Raw genomic sequence first — 19,385 nt, forward strand, 5'->3', positions numbered from 1 at the left:
TAAGCTCATGTTTCGAAGAATGCGCGATTTCCAGTCGACGGAACGAGTCTATTCATTGGAATGACGCTTTAGCGACCTGAAATCGAGACGGGCACGTCGAAGCTTGGCGGCCTGGGCACGCCGATTGCACATTATCCTGCGTGGAGCGTGCCGCGCGGACCGATGTCCCGTGCGCGGCTTCGCCGTTTCCTCTTTCGGGCCGAGTTCATGGGCGCCAATTTGCGACGCGTCGACATTGACGCGATTTTCGCGTCTGAGACGCCGCGGCGGGCCTTTGAGACCATCGAGGCGCAGTTGCTCGGAGAAGAAATTGCCTCCGCCGAGGACGAGGACGCCCGCGGCCGGGTCCTCGAAGCGCTGGAAGCGGCGTTCGCTGAAAAGGTCCTCCTCACGCCGGAATGGCTTGCCGCCGTCTGCGACGCGAGCCCGAATTACCTCCGCCCGCACGGCGCGGCCACGACAAGTTTTGCGATCTCTTCCGCAGAGACGCGCCTCTGCGCCTTGCTGATCGGGGCGTTTCTGCCTTTGGCCCGCGAAGAGCGGGGGGCGCTCCTCGTTTCTGTCATCCCGTCGCTTGCCGACATCTCGCTTCTTTGCGCTTTGCTTTGTCGGATCGATCGCAGCGAATTTGATTTGGATCGCTCGGGCGCCACGCCGGCGATTGGCTTGGAGTCGCAGGGCGCGGGTTCTGAGCGGAGTTTGGCGGCGTCCTTTTTTGCGTCTTACATTGAGGCTGCGCGAAGCGGGCTTTTCGCGCGCATTGCGCGCTTGGCGAATACGGGAGGGATTTGGACGCAATGTGCGCCCTCATCGATTCTCTGGTTCTGGTTTACGTCGGGACAAGAGCAGGAAGCCTATCTCTTCGTGAAGCGGAGCATGCAGGATCCGAGAACCCTCGGCTTTGTGCTGGAATTGGCTTTGGAGAGCGGCGACGCCGGCGATGAAATCGTGGCTGTCCGACGCTGGTCCAAGATCATCGATTTCAACACGCTGGAGATGCGGGCGGTCGAGCTTGTGATGTCGAGCGCCTCCAGGGCGGATAGATCCAGGGCCCGGCGCTTCCTCGACGCTTTCGCCCAAGGCAAGAGCGACCTTTTCAAATAGCGTCTCCGCCTCTCGTCGGCGCTTCGGTCAGCTCCGGCCGCCCCTCTCCAGTCCGCATGATTCGGGGCGTCCTCGACCGGCGGAAAGAGCCGTCCGCGACGCAGCCCGCGCCGCTCGGCTCCATCTCTTGGCGAGACCCGCGACGCGTCGATTCGCTGACCGGTCAGGGTGGATGATGCGATCAATTCTGATCGAATTTTCCAGAATGAGAACCAAAATTAACCAACTGGTGTGAAATGCCAATGACCATGATTCGTTAGCGGCGCGCGCCGATTGGGAGGAGAATCGCCTTGGAGGACCCGAAGCGCGGTCCAGGGGCGGCGGCCGCTTCGCGAGACGCCGAGCGCGGGGCCCGCGACGACCGAGAGAGAAACGAGGCTTCGTCTCTTGCGCGCGCTTTGCGTCGGGCGCGGCTCGATGCGGCGGAGAGATCGCAGGCCGTCGCCGAATTGCGCTATGTGGAATTGGCGCGGCTCGAAATGCTCGAGGACGCGCTGGAGCCTCTCCTCGCCGAAGTCCCACCTCATGTCGACTTGTTCGATGTGGCGATCGCGCCGGGCGCGCATCCGCGTCTGTTCATCGACGTGATCGGCTTTGTCGAGATCGCGCCGGATCGGCGCACCTATCGCCTCGTGCAGGACGCGCGGCATGGCCGCGTCGCCTTGGTGGAGAGCGCGAGCATCGGCGAGATCGTTAATGCGGTCGCCGATTATATGGCCCACCGCTTGATCGAAAGGGAAAAGGCGCTGGTCTCGGACGAAGGCCTCGCGCCGAGCGTTCGGAGGAGGCGGGCGACGCCGGATGTGGCCGCCGTCTCCACCGGCGCCGGGCGGGGCTTGGGGCGATGGCGCCCGTGCCGGGAAGAGGTTGCCCTGTCTCGAACGGTCGCAACGATTCTTTCTTTCCTGATCGAGGTTTTCGGCTCGGCGGCTTTTTTCATGCTGCTCGCGATCGGGGGCTGGTGCGCCTGGAAGGCTCTTGCGGCCTGGATCGCGGCGCGTTGAGCTCTCGACGAGCTCAAAGACGGCGCGCCGAAATGGCGCCTTCCGAGCGACGCGCCCCCATTTAATTCGCACGCGCCGCCATGCTATGATTTGAAAATGAACAATAGCATTGAAACGGCGCCCTTTGGCGAGGCGGAGCCGGCTCGCAATCGTCGGATCGCATCGCTGACGGCGGCGCTCGGGGACCGCTCCATCGTTCTGGTCGGCCTCATGGGCTCGGGCAAGACCTCTACCGGCCGGCGCCTCGCCCACCGTCTCGGGCTCGGCTTCGTCGACGCCGACGCCGAGATCGAGGCCGCGGCCGGAATGTCCATCGCGGATATTTTCGCCCGACACGGCGAGCCTTATTTCCGCGACGGCGAGCGGCGGGTCATGGCGCGGCTTCTCGACTCGGGTCCGCGCGTCATTGCGACTGGCGGCGGCGCTTTCCTCAACGTAGAGACAAGGGCGCGGATTTCCGCGCGAGGCGTCTCGGTCTGGCTCAAAGCGGAGCCGGATGTCCTTTGGCGGCGCGTGCGCAAGCGGTCGCATCGGCCGCTTCTGCAGAGCGACGATCCCGAGAAGACCTTGCGCGCCCTTTTGGAGGAGCGCTATCCCGTCTACGCGCGGGCGGATATCACGGTTGTGTCGCGTGAAGGGCCGCATGAGGCGACGGTCGAGGAAATTATTTCCGGCCTTGAATTCTTCCTCAGATTTTCGCCCGAACCGCCCGTGCTGGCGAGCCTCGAGCCGTCGAACGGCGTTGACGGCTGCGCTCAGGGCGCTGGCGCGGACTGCGAAGAGCTGGAAGGGCCCGCCCGGGTCGAGGTGAATCTCGGCGCCCGGGCCTATGAAATCCTGATTGGCGACGGCCTGCTAGAGGACGCCGGCAGCCGCATCGCGGCGCTCGCCCCGGGCGCGGCCTGCGCGATCGTCACCGACGCGAATGTGGCGCGGCTTCATCTCGCTGACCTTGAAAGATCGCTGGACGCGGCGGGAATTCGGCATTCGAATATCGTGGTCGCCGCCGGCGAAAGCTCGAAATCGCTTGGCGTCTACGCCGAGCTCTGCGACTCCCTGATCGCAGCCAAGCTGGAGCGCGGCGATCTCGTCATCGCCTTCGGGGGCGGCGTTGTCGGCGATCTCGCAGGCTTCGCGGCTGCGACGCTTCGGCGCGGAATGCGCTTCGTTCAGATTCCGACGACGCTTCTGTCTCAGGTCGATTCCTCCGTCGGGGGCAAGACAGGCGTTAATTCCAAGCATGGCAAGAATCTGATTGGCGCCTTCCACCAGCCTTCGCTTGTCCTCGCCGACACCAAAGTGCTCGAAACTTTGCCGCCGCGCGAATTTCGCGCCGGCTACGCCGAGGTGGTCAAATATGGATTGATCGGCGACCGGGCGTTTTTCGGCTGGCTCGAGGCCAATTGGCGGGCCGTGTTCGCCGGCGGCGACGCGCGGGTCCATGCGATCGCCATGAGTTGCAAGGCCAAGGCCGCGATCGTCGGCCGCGATGAGACCGAGCAGGGCGACCGGGCGCTTCTCAATCTCGGCCACACCTTCGGCCACGCGCTCGAGCGCGTGGCGCGCTATGACGGCGGGCGGCTCGTCCATGGCGAAGCCGTGGCCATTGGCATGGCTTTGGCTTACCGCTTTTCTGTGCGGACAGGCCTTTGCGCCCTAGGCGAACAAAAGCGCGTCGAGATGCATTTGAGGGAGGTCGGCTTGCCGACGCGGATCGGCGATATTGCCGGACTCGCAATCCACGCCGGGGAGATCGTCGAGGCGATGCGGCAAGATAAGAAGGTCGAGCGCGGATGCCTGACCTTCATCCTCGCGCGCGGAATCGGCGCGTGCTTCATCGCCAAAAATGTCGAAGCCGACGAGATCCGCGGCTTCCTGCAAGATGAATTGAGCGCGGGACTATAGGGCCATGCCAGGCACGAGCGCCGAGGCCTTCCCGGTCGATCTTTGGTTCGACGGCGTGGTCATCGTTTTATGCGTCGCGCTCGCGGCTTTTTTCGCCGCATCGGAGACGGCGTTCACTGCCGCCTCCCGCGCCCGCATGCACGCTCTGGAGCGAGGCGGTGATCGCCGCGCGGCGTTGGTCAACCGACTTCTCTCGCGGCGCGACCGATTCATCGGTGCGACGCTTCTCGGAAGCACGCTGGTCAATATCGGCTCTTCGGCCTTTGCGACGAGCGTTCTTGAGGCCCTGGTCGGCGCGCGCGGCGCGATCTACGCCACCGGCATCATGACCGTCTTGCTGCTCGTCTTCGCCGAGGTGATGCCGAAGACGGTGGCGATCAATTATCCCGATCGCGTCTCGCTGCTGTTGGCGCGGACCGTGTCGGTTTTCGTCGCCATCTTCGGGCCGATCCTTGTCGCGGTTGAAGCGCTGGTGCGCGGATTTTTGCGCCTCTTCGGCGTCGACACCACCCGCCGGCATCCCTTGCTGTCCGGGCACGAGGAACTGAAAAGCACAGTTGATCTCCTGCATCGCGAAGGCGGCGTCGCCCGCACCGACCGCGACATGTTCGGCGGTCTGCTCGACTTGCGTGAGCTCGAGGTGTCCGACGTGATGGTGCATAGGACCAAAATGGTCACGCTCAACGCCGACCTCGAGCCGCGCGAATTGATCCGCGAGGTCGTCTCCGCGCCCTATTCAAGGCTGCCGATCTGGCGCGGCGAGCCGGACAATATAATCGGCGTTCTGCACGCGAAGGATCTTTTGCGCGCGATCGACGCCTCGGGCGGCGACCTCGCTCATTTCGAGGCCGAAGCCATCGCGCTGAAACCCTGGTTCGTGCCCGACACGACTCCGGTCCAGGATCAGCTGCAAGCTTTCTTGAAGCGCAAGACCCATGTCGCCTTGGTCGTCGATGAATATGGCGTGGTCATGGGTCTCGTCACGCTCGAGGATATTCTCGAGGAAATCGTCGGCGACATTTCAGATGAGCATGACCTCGTCGTCCATGGCGTCCGCATACAGGCCGACGGTTCGGTGATCGTCGAGGGCTCGGTGCCGATCCGCGACCTCAACCGAGTCATGGCTTGGAGCCTGCCCGACGAAGAGGCGACGACGGTCGCGGGCCTGGTCATCCATGAGGCCCGCGCCATTCCCGAGTCGGGCCAGGTGTTCACCTTTCACAAGTTCCGCTTCGAGGTTCTACGCAAGACCAAGAATCGGATCACCTTGTTGCGCATTCTGCCCATCGGGTCGCAGGCGGCGGCGCATTGACGCTTTGCGCCGCGCGCTTCGCGATCGGCTTCGACTACAAGAACTCGCGCTTGGTCGATTGCAGCTTGAAGCCGTCGTTCTCGAGCACCTCGTCGACGTTCGGATCGCCGAGCGCGGGCCCGATTTGCGCCTCCAGATCGATATTCACTCCAGCTAGGACCACATCGTCGTCGCCGTCGACGAAGCAGACGATCTTTTCGAGCCGAGCGCCCTTACAGGGGCCCTCGATGCAAACTCCGGTCTCGGGATCAAATTGCGAGCCGTGCTTGCCGCACATGAGCACTTTCAAATAATTCGGCTCGAAGAAATTGTTCTTCTCCCAGTCGAGCCGCACGTGCTGATGCGGGCATTCATTGACATAGGCGTGATATTCCTTGCCGAACCTGGCGATGAAAATGTCCCAGGGCCTGAGCTTGCCGTCGGTCCAGCGGCGCATGAGCGGGAAGCTCTTGCCCATGCGGTCGCGAATCTCCCGCTTGTTGCAAATGCCGTAAAGCTCGCCGCTCGGAGGGGAGGGCTCGGCGGCGACCGGCGGCGGCGGCTCGATCTTGGGCGGAGGAACTGCGCGCATCACGAATACGCCGCGTATTCCTTTTTCCGCCGCGGCGCGCGCTCCAGCGCAGCCGCCGCGTTCCGGCGCAGTCGAGGCCGCCTCTTCGGTCGTTTGTGCGTTGGCAGCCTCGGTCGAGGCAGTCTGATCTGACATAGGGTCTTTGCTCCTTATCTCAGGACGACAGCATCTCGGGACGACAGCCCGCTGATCGGCGCGTCTTGCGCGACGCGTCCGATCGAGATCGGGGCTGGGTCGCGGAGGGTTTCTTGGCCGGCCGGATTGGCCGGGCTGAAACATCCATGCAATAGCCGCGCCGACGAAATCGTCAAGGGTTCGCGCGTCGGCTCAGGTCGCTTCCTTTGCCGACGCCGACGGGCCGACCATGAACTGCGCTCGGGCGAGATCGGCGAAGCGGCCGTTCTTGGCGATGAGATCGTTGAATGTTCCATTTTCGACGATCTCGCCATGATCGAACACGATGATGCGGTCGGCGGCGCGAATGGTCGCGAGCCGATGCGCGATGACGAAAGTGGTTCGCCCTCTGGTGGCGGTTTCGAGCGCGGCCTGCAATTCGCGCTCGGTGGCCGCGTCGAGCGCCGAGGTCGCCTCGTCGAAAATCAGGATCGGGGGATTTTTCAGAAGCGCGCGGGCGATGGCGATGCGCTGGCGCTCGCCGCCCGACAAAGCCCGGCCGCGCTCGCCGACGATGGTGGCGAGTCCGTCGCTCTGGCGGGCGACGAAGGCTTCGGCCTGCGCCAATTCGAGCGCGGCGCGAATGTCGTCCGCCGACGCGTCCGGGCGGCCAACCCGGAGATTTTCCTCGATCGACCGGGCGAAGAGCATGGGCTCCTGGAAGACGACGCCGATATTGCGCCGCAGAGACGCGAGGGTGAGGTCGCGAATGTCGAACCCGTCGATCAGAACGCGGCCGTGGATCGGATCGAAGACGCGATGCAGAAGCCCGAGCGTCGTCGATTTGCCCGAGCCCGTCGCGCCGACCAGCGCGACGGTTTCTCCCGGTGCGGCCTCGAAACTCACATCCGACACGGCGTGCCGTCTGCCGTCATAGGAGAAGGTCACGTGGTCGAAAGCGACGCGGCCTTGGAGCCGTCCCGGATCGACCGCAAAGGGACTGTCGGCGACCTGGGGCTCGGCATCGAGAACGTCGAAAAAATCCTTCAATTTAGGCGCCTGCATAAACAGGCTGTTGAAAAATCCGACGACCTGCTCGAGCCGCGCGATCAGCATGGTGGCGAAATTCATGAACATGACGATCTCGCCGACCGTGGCGAGGCCATGCAGATTGAGCCAGGTCCCGAGCAGGAAAATGGCGAGCAAGGTCAATGTCGCCGAGGCGCGGGCGCCGACGCCGGCGATCGCCCACCAGGTCAGGACCGGCATTTGCGCCGCAAGCACCAGATCGATGATCCGGCGCAAGGCGTTGGCTTCGAGATCGATGCGCGTGAAGCTCTGGATCACGGGCACATTGCCGAGCGCGTCCGAGGCCTGCTCGGCGAGGGAGCTGTTATAGCGCTCGACGGTCTGCTGGAGCGCCTCGGTGCGGCGCAGGACGAAATTGGTCAGGACGCCGAAGACGGCGACAAGCGCGATCAACAGGACCGCGAGCCGCCAATTCAGGGCGAGAGACAAAGGCAGCAGGATGACCAACGCCGCGAGCGAGGCGCAGTTCTCGCGGAAAAAGGACAGCCAGAGGCCGGACATGCCGCCCGCGCCCTCGAGCATGATCTTGAGCAGGCGGCCGGAATGGACTTGGCTGTGAAAGCTTAAGGGAAGGTGCAGCACATGCTCGAAGTAGAGCGCCGTGACGGCGAGGCGTCGCCGATGCGCCAGGCGATCGGCGTAAAGGGCGACGAGCACGCCGGCCGGGATGGAGAAGAGGGCGAAGCCAGCCCAGGCGGCGAGAAGCGGGGCGAGATCGCCGTAGGTGAGAGGCTGGCCGCCTCCTTGCGCGCCGCTGAGCCGGTCGATGATGCGGCCAAACAGAACAGGCTCGGCGAATTGCGCAGTCGCCAAAGCGAGATTGGCGAGCGCCAGAACAAGCGCCAAGTATTTCTCGCGGCCGAGCAGGCCGAGGACGCGCATATACAGGGAAAGGATCGACATGAAGGGTCCGACGGCGCGCGTGGCGAGGCGCAAGGAAGCGTATATAATTCTTGAACTTATAGCCGGATGGAGGGTCTGAAGCGAGGCCGCGAGCGTTAATCGGGCGAGCTTTGTTGACGAGAGGCGCGAGGCATCCCACAAGCTGCGGCTCTATCGGGCGCGGCCGCCGAGCGTCGGCAAACGTCTCTTGGCAAAACTTCTCGTGATGCAGGACTTGGCATGGTGCAGCCGATGGACGCCGCAACGGAGCACGACCCGACACGCTTCGTTGTCGCGGTGCAGCCCGATCGCGGCGGCGAGCGGCTCGATCGTTTTCTCGCAGCCGAGACGCTGGTGGAGGGGACGGGGTTTTCGCGCACAAGGCTGAAAGCGCTGATCGAGGCGGGCGCGGTCGCGATCGATGGCGGGGTCGTGAAGGACGCGAGCTTCACCCTGCGCGCGGGGCAGATCGTCGCCCTCGACATTCCGCCCGTGATCGACGCCGCCCCTTCGGGCGAGAACATTCCGCTCTCGATCGTCTATGAAGACGCGCATCTCTTGGTCGTGGACAAGCCGGCGGGGCTCGTCGTCCATCCGGCCGCGGGACATCCGGCGGGGACGCTCGTCAATGCGCTGATCGCCCATTGCGGCGCGAGCCTGTCGGGGATCGGGGGGGTGCGCCGCCCGGGCATCGTGCATCGGCTGGATAAGGATACGTCGGGGCTTTTGGTCGTCGCCAAGACGGATGCAGCGCATCAGGGCCTCGCGGCGCTTTTCGCCGACCATGGCAAGAGCTTGGGCCTGGTGCGGGAATATCTCGCCTTTGTTTGGGGCGTCCCCGAGCGGGTCTCGGGCGTGATCGACGCGCCGCTCGGCCGGCACGCCGTCGAGCGCGAAAAGATCGCGATCGTCTCCGCCGCGCGCGGCCGTCGCGCGGTCACGCATTGGCGCCTCGTCGAGAGCTATGGCGGCGAGGCGAGCCTGATCGCCTGCCGGCTCGAAACCGGACGCACGCATCAGATTCGCGTTCATATGGCCCATGCCGGGCATCCTCTGCTCGGCGACCAGACCTACGGGAAGGGCTTCAAGACCAAGGCGTCGCGACTTTCACCCGCCGCGCGCGCGCGCCTTGACGCGCTCGGGCGTCAGGCGCTGCACGCCGCGGCGCTGGGCTTTCCGCATCCCGTCACCGGCGCCTCACTCGAATTTGAGAGCGTCCTCCCGCCGGATCTGCGCGAGCTGCGCGAGGCGCTGGGCCTGGATTCGGCGGCGCGGTCGACTTCCGGGACTCCGACGCGTCGACGCTGATCAATTTGCCGTTTGCATTCATGTCCCAGCAAGCAAACCGCGCGCATCATTCCTGAGACTTGGATTCGGCGCGAGATCCTCTGTCTCCGTCGCGGCATGGAACGCGGCGCTCGTATCGGGGTTGAACTGCGTCAACATGCGAGTTTCAAAGAGATGAAATCTTTGTCATCATTACTTTTATTATGTGATGCGCTTCGGCTGAATCGCTGCGCCGGGAGCGTGCCTCCACCGCGGGAGCGCCGAGCCGGCGCTCTATGCGTAGCGTCGCGCCTATTCAACAAAGCCACGCTCCAGCCTGTGGTAATCTTGCCAATTTGTAATCTGTCCGCCCGGCCCGCTCCTCTTTCGGCCATGGTCGAGGCGCCCTATATTTCTTGATTGCGCGGCTGGCTTTGGAGCAGCCGCGTTAGAGCCCGCCGTTCGGGGGTTCGTTTGGAGGGTCTTGCAATGACTGCTGCGCTGCCGATGATTTCTGGTGAGAGCGGACTTGCGCGCTATTTGAACGAAATCAGACGGTTTCCCATGCTGGAGCCGCAAGAGGAATATATGCTCGCCAAGCGGTGGCGCGAGCATTCCGATCCGGACGCCGCGCATCGGCTCGTTACGTCGCATTTGAGGCTCGTGGCGAAGATCGCCATGGGTTACCGCGGCTATGGCTTGCCGATCAGCGAAGTCGTCTCCGAGGGCAACGTCGGCTTGATGCAGGCCGTTAAGCGCTTCGAGCCGGAGAAGGGATTTCGCCTTGCGACCTACGCCATGTGGTGGATCCGCGCCTCGATTCAAGAATATATTTTGCGCTCCTGGTCGCTCGTGAAGATGGGGACGACCGCGAGCCAGAAGAAGCTTTTCTTCAACTTGCGTAAAGTCAAGAGCCAGATCTCGGCGCTCGAGGATGGCGACTTGCGGCCCGAGCACGTCAAGAAGATCGCGCATCGGCTCGGCGTAACTGAGCAAGACGTCATCGAGATGAACCGGCGCATGTCGGGCGACGCCTCGCTGAACGCGCCTTTGCGCGAGGAGGGCGAGGGCGAATGGCAGGACTGGCTCGTCGACGATTCGTCCAGCCAGGAGCGCCTGCTGGTCGAGCGGGAGGAAAGCGACAATCGCCTCGGCGCGCTGCGCAGCGCGCTTAGCGTGTTGAACGATCGCGAGCGGCGCATTTTCGAGGCCCGACGGCTGGCGGATGATCCAATGACGCTCGAGGCTCTGTCCGACGAGTTCGACATTTCCCGCGAGCGCGTGCGCCAGATCGAGGTCCGCGCCTTTGAAAAGGTCCAGTCCGCCGTGAAAGCGGGCGTGGCGAAAATCGAGGCCCATGGGCGGCCTCAGATCGCCGAGACGGCGGCGGGGGCCTAACGCCTCTGCCGATCGGGTTGATCCATCCATCGAGATCGACCAAGATCTCGCTCGAGCTTTTGAAGCTTAAGGATAGCTTTCCGGCCGCGTGAGCCCCATTCGGTCGAAAAGCTCTTGAGCCGTCGGGCTCCGCCGAGTTTTCGATCTGCCGCGGCGGCGGGTCAGCGGGCGCTGGCCCCCGCCTTTATTTCCTGAAATCGCCAGCCTATATCAGGCAGTCGCAAACGCGCCCGGCCACTGCCGAGAGTGTCCTTGGCAAGGCGCGTCGGCGCGAGTTCTCAGCAAGCGATGGAAAAGGCGAGGGCGGGGCGAGGATGGCGGGACATAGTCAATTCAAGAACATCATGCACAAGAAGGGCAAGCAGGACGCGATCCGCTCCAAGCTCTTCTCCAAACTCGCCAGAGAAATCACCGTCGCCGCGAAAATGGGCCTGCCCGACCCGAACATGAACGCCAGGCTCCGCGCCGCGGTGCTCGCGGCCCGCGCCGAGAATATGCCGAAAGACAATATCGAGCGGGCGATCAAGAAAGCTTCCGGCGCCGACGCCGAAACTTACGATGAAGTGCGCTACGAAGGCTATGCGCCGGGGGGCGTCGCGGTCATCATCGAGGCCTTGACCGACAATCGCAACCGAACCGCGGGCGAGGTGCGCTCCTATTTCACCAAGGCTGGCGGCGCGCTCGCCGAGACGGGCGCTGTCTCCTTCATGTTCGACCATGTGGGCGTCATTGAATTTCCGGCCAAGGTCGCGTCCGAGGATGCAATGCTGGAGGCCGCGATCGAGGCCGGCGCCGACGACGTTCATTCGAGCGAAGAGGGTCACGAGGTCATCACCTCGCTGGAAAATTTGCGCGAGGTGGCGCAAACGCTCGAAGCTAAGTTCGGCGAGCCGCGCAAGGCGAGTCTGATCTGGAAGCCGCAAAATACGATTAACGTCGACGACGAAGCCGGCGAGAAAATACTCCGTCTCGTCGGAGCGCTCGAAGATAATGACGACGTGCAGAACGTCTATGCGAATTTTGAGATTTCGGACGCGTTGATGGCGAAGCTCGGCGGATAGAGATGCTCTTGCGTCGCAAGGAAAGCCGCAGCTCCTTGCTCTAGACAATTAGATTATCGCAGCGTCCCGCCAAAAAACCACGCTGGCCGCGCGCCGCATTGTGCTGGCGCCGGGCAGGCCATGGGTCAAAAGCCGGAAAATATCAACGCAAACGGACGCGGCAGCGTCCAGCCGCCGCGTTTGCCGTCCCGAACTTATCGACCAGCCTCAGCCTTCGCTCGGAGTTTTGCGGGGTCCGCCGTGAGAGGCATGGCCGCCTTTACGGCCAGCTTCCGATGCGAGCGCATGGTTGCGGGAGAAACTGCGTTTGTTCGGATTGACGCTTTGCCCGCCCTTTCGACCCGCCTCGGCGGCCAGGCTCGGGTTTTGCGAAAAGCTGCGCTTTTCGTGCGGGACGCTCTCTCCTCCCTTACGAGCGATAGCGCGCTGCTTTTCTGGGTCCATAGAGGCGAATCCTCGGGTGGAGGTCGTCTTCTTGGGGCTCTCAACAGTTGCGTTCATCGTTTTTCTCTCTTCGAATTGGTGACTTGAATAAATTAATGTTTGGCCGCGCCAAAGGTTTCAAGATTTTCTTCAAGATCGCGTGACCGCAGGGCCAGTTTACGCTTTGCTCCAGCATACGCTTCACTCTAAATGGGCGACCTTTGCAGGAAGGCAATAGCCAAGAATAAGCAACTAAGGATCATTTTTGATCCGCTGGCGCGCAAAATGTGGCGTAAAACTAACAATCCACGATTGTGTTCGATCTCATAAGGCAATGCTAACCTGTAGAATGTCGGATGGATGCTGACGACGGAACGAGATTACAGAAGGTTGACTTCGGCGCCGCACAATATCGAAGCAACTGCGATAATCTACTGAATCGAAGCGCGTTTTGCTGGCGCTCCGCGCGCGCCATTCCGACAAATTTTGCATCGCGGAACTGGGCGAATCCAAGCCGTTCACGCGCGGAGGCGAACGGCGACGCCTGCCTATCTCACCGTATTTAGCTTAGCTGGAACGCAAGCAACGCTTTTTGACATGAATCAAACGGAAATTACGGCGATCGAGTTTTTTCCGTAGCGTCTCGGTCGGCGATGATGCGGATCATTCCCGACGCGGCGAGGCGCGAGGCGGGCAACGCCGGATCGCTTGCGCGGGCTCCGGCGAGCGCCTCCCGTTTTTGCGCTCCCGACACTAGAAACAAGATGGTCCCGCTCGATTCCAGCGCTGGATAGGTGAGCGTGATTCGCGGCTCGGGCTTGGCGCCGATGACCGGGACCGCCCAAGCCTTGCGCTCGTCGAGGACCGGCGATCCTGGAAAAAGCGACGCGATATGGCCGTCGGCGCCGAGGCCGAGCAGCGTCACGTCAAAGAGCGGCCGTCGCGGATCCAGAGTGTCCGCGCCGTAGAAGCTTCGCAAGGTCTGATCATAGAGCGCGGCGGCCGCCTCGGGCGAGCCGGCGTCGGTCGGGATGGGATGGATCTGCCCGTCGGGAATCGGGACGTGACGGATCATGGCCTCCCATGCCATGCGAAAATTGCTGTCCTCATGATCCTTGGGCACGAAGCGCTCGTCGCCCCAGAACAGATGCACCTTTCGCCAATCGACGCGCGCGCGCAAATCCTCTCCGCCGAGCATTTCATAGACCCGCTTCGGCGTCGCGCCGCCCGACAGGCAGATGGCGATGCGGGCGGGCGCGAGCGCGACGCGGGTGGCGAGCCAGATCGCGGCGCGGTCGGCGAGATCTTCGGAATCATCTGCGATATCGAGGGCCGGTTGCGGCGTCATGCTAGGCGCGCTCCGGCAGCTGGCTTCTAAACCCTATGGCGGTGCGTTCGCTCGTCCCGACGCTCATGCTCGTCAGCCTTCCACCGGATCGAGGGTCCGGCGACGCTGTTCAATTTCGGCGCCAGACAGGGCGGCTTCTCAACTCTCCTTCGGCGGCTCGACATGGCCGCCAAATTTGAACCGCATGGCGGAAAGAAGCTTCTCGCCAAACGTGTGGGCCTGTCGCGAGCGGAATCGCGCGAAGAGCGCAGCCGCGAGCACATTGGCGGGGGCGGCTTCCTCGATCGCCGCCTCGATAGTCCAGCGGCCTTCGCCTGAATCCTCGACGGCGCCTTCGAATTTCGTGAGGGCGGCGTCTTCGGCGAGGGCCATGGAGCTGAGATCGAGCAGCCAGGAGGAAATCACGCTGCCGCGCCGCCAGACCTCGGCGATGTCGGCGAGATCGAGCGAAAAGCGCTCCGCCTCGGGCAAATGCGCGCTCGCTCTGCCGCGCAAAATGTCGAATCCTTCCGCATAGGCCTGCATCAGGCCATATTCGATCCCATTATGGATCATCTTGACGAAATGGCCGGCGCCGGCCGGACCGGCGTGAATATAGCCTTGCTCGGCGCGGGGATCGCGCCCCTCCCGCCCCGGCGTGTGGGCAATCGTTCCGGGGCCGGGCGCCAGCGCCTTGAAGATCGGATCGAGCCGCTCGACCTCGGCTTTTGGTCCTCCGATCATCATGCAATAGCCGCGCTCGAGGCCCCAAATCCCGCCGGAGGTGCCAACGTCGAGATAGGCGATAGCTTTAGCGGAGAGCGCCTTGGACCGTCTGACGTCGTCCTTGAAGAAACTATTGCCGCCGTCGATCACGCAATCGCCTTGGGAGAGGAGCCCAGCCAAAGCGTCGACCGTCTCCTCGGTCACGGCGCCGGCCGGAAGCATGAGCCAGATCGCCCGCGGCGGCCTGAGCCTGGCCGCGAGATCGGCTAGCCCAGAGGCGCCGATCATGCCCTCGGAAACGAATTCGGCGACGGTCTTTTCATGCTGGCTGAATACGACGCATTCATGTCCCGCGCGATGAAGCCGGCGGGCCATGTTGCCGCCCATCCGGCCAAGGCCGATCATGCCCAATTGCATTTGAACCTCATCCCTCGGCGCTGGCGCCGGATTGCGCCCCAATTTGCCGTCGCGCTGCTTGGAGCAGATTCTCGACGGTGAAACCGAATTTTTCCAAAAGATCCTTGTATGGGGCCGAGGCGCCAAAGCTTCGCATGGCGATCAACTCTCCGGATGCGCCGATATAGCGGTCCCAGCCGAGCGGCGCCGCCTGTTCGACTCCGACCCGAGCGGCAATATCGGGCGGCAATATTTCGTCGCGATAGGCGCGAGGCTGTTCCTCGAACAACTCCCAGGATGGCATGCTCACGACCCGCGCGGCGACCCCTTCGCGCTTCAGCGCCTCGAAGGCCGCGACGCAGAGCGCAACCTCGCTGCCGGTGCCGATGAGAATGACCTCCGGGCGGCGATCTGCCGAATCGGCCAGGACATAGGCGCCGCGCGCGAGGCCCCGGGCGGGGGCATAGATCGCGCGATCGAGGATCGGGAGCGCCTGTCGGGTGAGGATCAGCGCCGCCGGCCGGTTCTTCAAACCCATGATGACGCGGTAGGCCTCGACGGTCTCATTGGCGTCGGCTGGACGCAAGGTGATGAGGCCCGGAATGGCGCGCAAGCCGGCGAGATGCTCGATGGGCTGATGCGTCGGCCCGTCTTCGCCGACGCCGATCGAATCATGGGTGAAGACATAAAAAACCGGCAGCTCCATCAAGGCCGCGAGGCGAATGGATGGACGCATATAGTCCGAGAAGACCAGGAAGCTCGCGCCGAAGGGACGGAGATTCGAGAGGGCGAGGCCATTGATGACGGCGCCCATGGCGTGCTCGCGCACGCCAAAATGAAAATTGCGGCCGCCTGGGTCGTCGAGCGCCATAGTCCCCGCGCCAGCGAAGGCCAGCTTGGTTTTGGTGGAGGGCGCGAGATCGGCCGACCCGCCGAGCAGCCAAGGATAATTCAGCGCGATGGCGTTCAAGGTCCGGCCGGAAGCCTCGCGCGTCGCCATGCCTTTCGAATCCGGGGCGAAGCTCGGCAACTCGCTGTCCCAGCCTTCCGGCAATTGGCGCCGCAGGATCAAATCGATCTCGCGGCCGCTCTCGTCATGCGCCTGCTGATAAGCGGCGAAAGTCTTTGACCATTCCGCCTGGAGCTCTCGACCGCGCTTCCCGACGCCATTTTGGAAATGGGCGTAGACACCGTTCGGGACGAAGAAGCTCTCGTTCTCTGGCCAGCCATAAGCCCGCTTGGTCAGGCGGACCTCCTCGGCGCCGAGCGCGTCGGAATGGGCCGCCGCCGTGTTTTGCTTATGGGGTGAGCCATAGCCGATGATCGAATGGACGATGATCAGCGTCGGACGGTCGATCGTCGCCTTGAACGCCTCGATCGCCTGGGCGGTCGCCTCTTGGCTATTGGCGTCGACGACATGGTGGACATGCCAGCCATAGGCCTCGAATCTCTTGCCGACATCCTCGCTGAAGGCGAGCGACGTCGCGCCTTCGATGGTGATGTGATTGCTGTCATAGATCCAGCAGAGATTGGCGAGCCCGAGATGGCCGGCGAGCGAGGCGGCTTCGCTCGCGACGCCTTCCATGAGATCGCCGTCGCTGCAAAGCGCGTAAACGTCATAGTCGAAAATCGCTGCGTCCGGCCGGTTGAAGCGGGCGGCGAGCCAGCGCCCCGCGATCGCCATGCCGACGCTATTGCCGCAGCCCTGGCCGAGCGGTCCCGTCGTCACTTCGACTCCGACGGTCAGGCCATGCTCCGGATGGCCGGGCGTGCGGCTGCCGATCTGGCGGAAATTCTCGATGTCGTCCAAGCTGACGGCGGGCCTGCCTTCATCGTCGACGACGCCCGCGAGATGAAGCATCGCATAGAGCAGCATGGAGGCATGGCCGCAGGACAGTACGAACCGGTCGCGGTTCGGCCATGCGGGATGCGCCGGATCGTAGCGCAGGAATCGTTGCCACAGCGTATAGACGACGGGAGCCATGGCCATGGGCGTTCCGGCATGGCCGGAATTGGCTTTTTCGACGGCGTCGATCGCAAGGGTGCGGATCGTATCGACGCAAAGGGCGTCCATCTCGCGCGCGGCTAAATCTGGCTGCGCGGCATGATCCTCGATGCTGGACATGGCCCGCCTCCCTTTGGGCGTCCGACCGGCCCGAAACGCGAAAACCCGGGCCGAGCCCATTCTCGTTTCAGGAACGCCAACGGTCCCGATAAGTTCGCGGCCGCGATCGCGCTTTCCTATTCCGCCGCTTCCTCGAGCGTCGGATAATCCGTGTAGCCCTTCTCGTCGCCGCCATAGAAGGTTTCTGGCTGAGGAGCGGTCAGGGGCGCATTGCGGCGCAATCGCTCGACGAGATCCGGGTTCGAGATGAAGAGCTTGCCGAAGGCGACGAGATCGGCGCGGTTCTCGCGCAAGACCTCGACGGCGAGATCGCGGGTGTAGCCATTATTCGCGATATAGGCGCCGGAGAATGTTTTGCGCAGCGCAGCGAAGTCGAAAGGCGCGATGTCGCGCGGCCCGCCTGTGGCGCCTTCCACGACATGAATAAAGCCGAGACCGCGCGCGCTGAGCTGCTCGACCAGATAGGTGAAGATCTTTTCCGGCGCGCTGTCCAAGGCGTCATTGGCCGGACTCACCGGCGACAGTCGGATGCCGACCCGAGCCTTGTCCCAAACGCCTAGGATGGCGTCGACGACCTCGAGCGCGAAGCGAGCCCGGTTCTCGACCGGCCCGCCATAGGCGTCGGTCCGCCGATTCACGCCGTCCTTCAGGAACTGGTCGATCAAATAGCCGTTCGCGCCATGGATCTCGACGCCGTCGAAGCCGGCGCGCTTGGCGTTTTCCGCCGCCTTGCGGTAATCGGCGACGATTCCGGCGATTTCCTCGAGTTCCAAGGCCCGCGGCTCGGACACGTCGACAAAGCCGCTCTCGATGAAGGTCTTGGTCTTTGCAGCTATGGCGGTGGGCGCAACCGGCGCCGCTCCGCCGGGCTGAAGCGACGTATGGGAAATGCGCCCGACATGCCAAAGCTGGATGAAGATCAGGCCGCCGGCTTCATGGACGGCGTCGGTCACTTTCCGCCAGCCTTCGACCTGGGCCTCGCTATAGACGCCTGGCGTCCAGATATAGCCTTGTCCCTGCTGGGAAATCTGCGACGCCTCGCTGATGATCAGGCCGGCAGAGGCGCGCTGGCGGTAGTAAAGCGCGTTGAGCTCGTTCGGCGCGTCGGTCCCCCGCGTCGCCCGAATGCGGGTCAGGGGCGCCATGACGATCCGGTTCTTCACCTGAAGATCGCCGAGCTTGAAGGGCGAAAAGAGAATGGCGGCGTCCGCAGTCATATGAGGCCTCGTCCAGTTTTCGACAGAGCGCCTCTCCGCTGGCTAGACCTGCGCTCAGGCTGGATACCTAGCTGATGCTGAGGCGTTCGGGAGCGAGATTAACATAGCTAAGCGCGGGCGCGATCGGAGATACGAACAAAAGATGTTGAACGCGCGGGCTTAAAGGGCTGCATAAGACATTAATGTAAACCTTCAAGCTATTTCCAAAATCGAGAGGTCTTCTTCAATTCGTCTAGCATGCGTTGGTATGTTGTCATGCAGACGATCTCAGCCGTCATTTCATGCGTAATGCGGTATATCAGCCCGTAATTAAACAGCGGCGTCCTGACGGCAAAGTAAGTATTTTTGTTAAACAGAAACACTTCCTGCGCAATTTCGCCAATGAACGAACTCCCGAGTAGCTTTTTGCCGCCGTCAGAAACGACCGGTTCTTCTAGAAAGCCGATCCGTTGGTTGGGAATGCGCACGGAGGGGTAAGGTGGCTGAGGGTCCGAAAAATCGACCAGGAGATCGATGGTATCCGGATCGATGCCTGTCACAATCTCGTCGCCCACTTGACGACCGAAGCGAGCGCCGGGACCGTTCACTTGCCGATAATGCATTCCCGGTTTAAAAACCCAGATGCTCACTTGATAGTCGCCATGGTGGCCTATTTCGCGGTGCTCGACGAAAACAAGTCTCTGCTGGCCGTCATTTGCGACATCGCCGTGAAAAAACGCCCCTCCCGACCAATAACCGCTCCCTTGCCCGCGAAACATCGGCACGTATGGCGCGGGGTCGCCGAAGTCTTCAATTTCTTCCTCCGAATGATCGATCCAAGGTGGCCGACTGAAGCCGGTATGATCGAAAAATGAATTGCGCACCTCGCCCAGGTAGATCGCTTTAGGATGCTGTCTGTGCAGACGGTTGACGACAGCCGCGAATGTTCCGCAAAGTTTCGGATCGGCGTCATAGAACAGTTCGATCTTGTCTTTTGTTGGTGTGCTGGCGGCCGCGGCCGGTAAAGAAAGCGGAAGCAGCTCAAGAAGCGCCGCGGCGCAGCGTAGAAGAGTAAGTTTTCCCAGAAAAAACTGCACGGTTCAATTCCAACAAACAGGCTTTTAGCGGGCGTCAGGTCATGTTCAAGGCCGACATATAAAGCTCGAGAATGGCTTCGAGCTCCTTGCGCTCCGAATGGTCCTGCTTTCTGATCTTGATGATCTGGCGCACCGCCTTGACGTCGAAGCCGCGGCCCTTCATCTCGGCATAGACGTCGCGAATATCGTCCGAGATGGCCTTTTTCTCTTCCTCGAGCCTCTCGATTCTTTCGACGAACTGCTGCAGCTCTTGCGCCGCGACGCCGGATTCGGCGATGTCTGCCGTCATGAACGAGCTTCCTTTTTGATCGGCGCCGCGCCCCTCAGGGCTGCGGAAAAAACATTTGCCGCATGCGCGGGTGAGGGCGGATGCGAGGGGAGGCTCGCAA

At 62.7% G+C, this 19,385-nt stretch carries 16 protein-coding genes; 7 read left to right on the forward strand and 9 right to left on the reverse strand.

Going from position 1 to position 19,385, the window contains the following annotated elements:
• Positions 1 to 162 precede the first annotated feature (162 nt).
• From METAC_RS0117045 to METAC_RS0117060, 4 genes are all read left to right on the forward strand, one after another.
• On the forward strand, positions 163 to 1,104 hold the full coding sequence (locus METAC_RS0117045; RefSeq protein ID WP_026607968.1) for a hypothetical protein: 942 nt from the start codon (positions 163 to 165) through the stop codon (positions 1,102 to 1,104).
• A 290-nt stretch (positions 1,105 to 1,394) separates the two neighbouring features.
• On the forward strand, positions 1,395 to 2,108 hold the full coding sequence (locus METAC_RS25330; RefSeq protein ID WP_051335649.1) for a hypothetical protein: 714 nt from the start codon (positions 1,395 to 1,397) through the stop codon (positions 2,106 to 2,108).
• Positions 2,109 to 2,204: 96 nt separating this feature from the next.
• Complete coding sequence (gene aroB / locus METAC_RS25920; protein ID WP_084143724.1) at positions 2,205 to 4,013, forward strand: 3-dehydroquinate synthase; 1,809 nt, start codon at positions 2,205 to 2,207, stop codon at positions 4,011 to 4,013.
• 4 nt (positions 4,014 to 4,017) lie between these two features.
• Complete coding sequence (locus METAC_RS0117060; RefSeq protein WP_026607970.1) at positions 4,018 to 5,325, forward strand: HlyC/CorC family transporter; 1,308 nt, start codon at positions 4,018 to 4,020, stop codon at positions 5,323 to 5,325.
• A gap of 34 nt (positions 5,326 to 5,359) precedes the next feature.
• On the opposite strand, the gene METAC_RS25335 is transcribed toward METAC_RS0117060, so the two are convergent.
• Together METAC_RS25335 and METAC_RS24195 are read right to left on the reverse strand one after the other, a co-directional pair.
• A complete protein-coding gene (locus tag METAC_RS25335) occupies positions 5,360 to 6,031 on the reverse strand; it encodes a Rieske (2Fe-2S) protein (RefSeq protein ID WP_084143726.1) in 672 nt (223 codons plus the stop codon).
• A gap of 192 nt (positions 6,032 to 6,223) precedes the next feature.
• Positions 6,224 to 8,002 carry a glucan ABC transporter ATP-binding protein/ permease gene (locus tag METAC_RS24195; protein ID WP_036256725.1) on the reverse strand — a complete coding sequence of 593 codons (1,779 nt, stop codon included), beginning with the start codon at positions 8,000 to 8,002 and terminating at the stop codon, positions 6,224 to 6,226.
• Positions 8,003 to 8,221: 219 nt separating this feature from the next.
• On the opposite strand from METAC_RS24195, the gene METAC_RS24200 reads away from it, so the two are divergent.
• The 3 genes from METAC_RS24200 to METAC_RS0117095 all read left to right on the forward strand — a co-directional run bounded on the left by METAC_RS24200 (position 8,222) and on the right by METAC_RS0117095 (position 11,706).
• Entirely contained in the window at positions 8,222 to 9,289 is a 1,068-nt protein-coding gene (locus METAC_RS24200; RefSeq protein WP_245257510.1) for an RluA family pseudouridine synthase, read from the forward strand.
• Between the two features lie 447 nt (positions 9,290 to 9,736).
• On the forward strand, positions 9,737 to 10,645 hold the full coding sequence (gene rpoH / locus METAC_RS0117090) for an RNA polymerase sigma factor RpoH (protein ID WP_026607971.1): 909 nt from the start codon (positions 9,737 to 9,739) through the stop codon (positions 10,643 to 10,645).
• A 314-nt stretch (positions 10,646 to 10,959) separates the two neighbouring features.
• Positions 10,960 to 11,706: a YebC/PmpR family DNA-binding transcriptional regulator gene (locus METAC_RS0117095; protein WP_026607972.1), complete on the forward strand. Its 747-nt coding sequence runs from the start codon at positions 10,960 to 10,962 to the stop codon at positions 11,704 to 11,706.
• A gap of 207 nt (positions 11,707 to 11,913) precedes the next feature.
• On the opposite strand, the gene METAC_RS25925 is transcribed toward METAC_RS0117095, so the two are convergent.
• The 7 genes from METAC_RS25925 to METAC_RS0117130 all read right to left on the reverse strand — a co-directional run bounded on the left by METAC_RS25925 (position 11,914) and on the right by METAC_RS0117130 (position 19,285).
• Positions 11,914 to 12,207: a con-10 family general stress protein gene (locus METAC_RS25925; RefSeq protein WP_084143728.1), complete on the reverse strand. Its 294-nt coding sequence runs from the start codon at positions 12,205 to 12,207 to the stop codon at positions 11,914 to 11,916.
• Positions 12,208 to 12,742: 535 nt separating this feature from the next.
• On the reverse strand, positions 12,743 to 13,477 hold the full coding sequence (pgl, locus tag METAC_RS0117105) for a 6-phosphogluconolactonase (RefSeq protein WP_026607974.1): 735 nt from the start codon (positions 13,475 to 13,477) through the stop codon (positions 12,743 to 12,745).
• A 138-nt stretch (positions 13,478 to 13,615) separates the two neighbouring features.
• Positions 13,616 to 14,599 (reverse strand): phosphogluconate dehydrogenase (NAD(+)-dependent, decarboxylating), encoded by a 984-nt coding sequence (gene gnd / locus METAC_RS0117110; protein ID WP_026607975.1) that lies wholly within the window; start codon positions 14,597 to 14,599, stop codon positions 13,616 to 13,618.
• Between the two features lie 7 nt (positions 14,600 to 14,606).
• Positions 14,607 to 16,703: a transketolase gene (gene tkt / locus METAC_RS0117115; RefSeq protein WP_026607976.1), complete on the reverse strand. Its 2,097-nt coding sequence runs from the start codon at positions 16,701 to 16,703 to the stop codon at positions 14,607 to 14,609.
• Positions 16,704 to 16,819: 116 nt separating this feature from the next.
• Positions 16,820 to 17,920, reverse strand: a complete 1,101-nt coding sequence (locus METAC_RS0117120; protein ID WP_026607977.1) for an alkene reductase — start codon at positions 17,918 to 17,920, stop codon at positions 16,820 to 16,822.
• A 197-nt stretch (positions 17,921 to 18,117) separates the two neighbouring features.
• Positions 18,118 to 18,996 carry a hypothetical protein gene (locus METAC_RS0117125; protein ID WP_026607978.1) on the reverse strand — a complete coding sequence of 293 codons (879 nt, stop codon included), beginning with the start codon at positions 18,994 to 18,996 and terminating at the stop codon, positions 18,118 to 18,120.
• Positions 18,997 to 19,030: 34 nt separating this feature from the next.
• Complete coding sequence (locus tag METAC_RS0117130) at positions 19,031 to 19,285, reverse strand: DUF2312 domain-containing protein (RefSeq protein WP_026607979.1); 255 nt, start codon at positions 19,283 to 19,285, stop codon at positions 19,031 to 19,033.
• Positions 19,286 to 19,385 lie beyond the last annotated feature (100 nt).

The organism is Methylocapsa acidiphila B2 (genome assembly GCF_000427445.1).
GTDB lineage: Bacteria > Pseudomonadota > Alphaproteobacteria > Rhizobiales > Beijerinckiaceae > Methylocapsa > Methylocapsa acidiphila.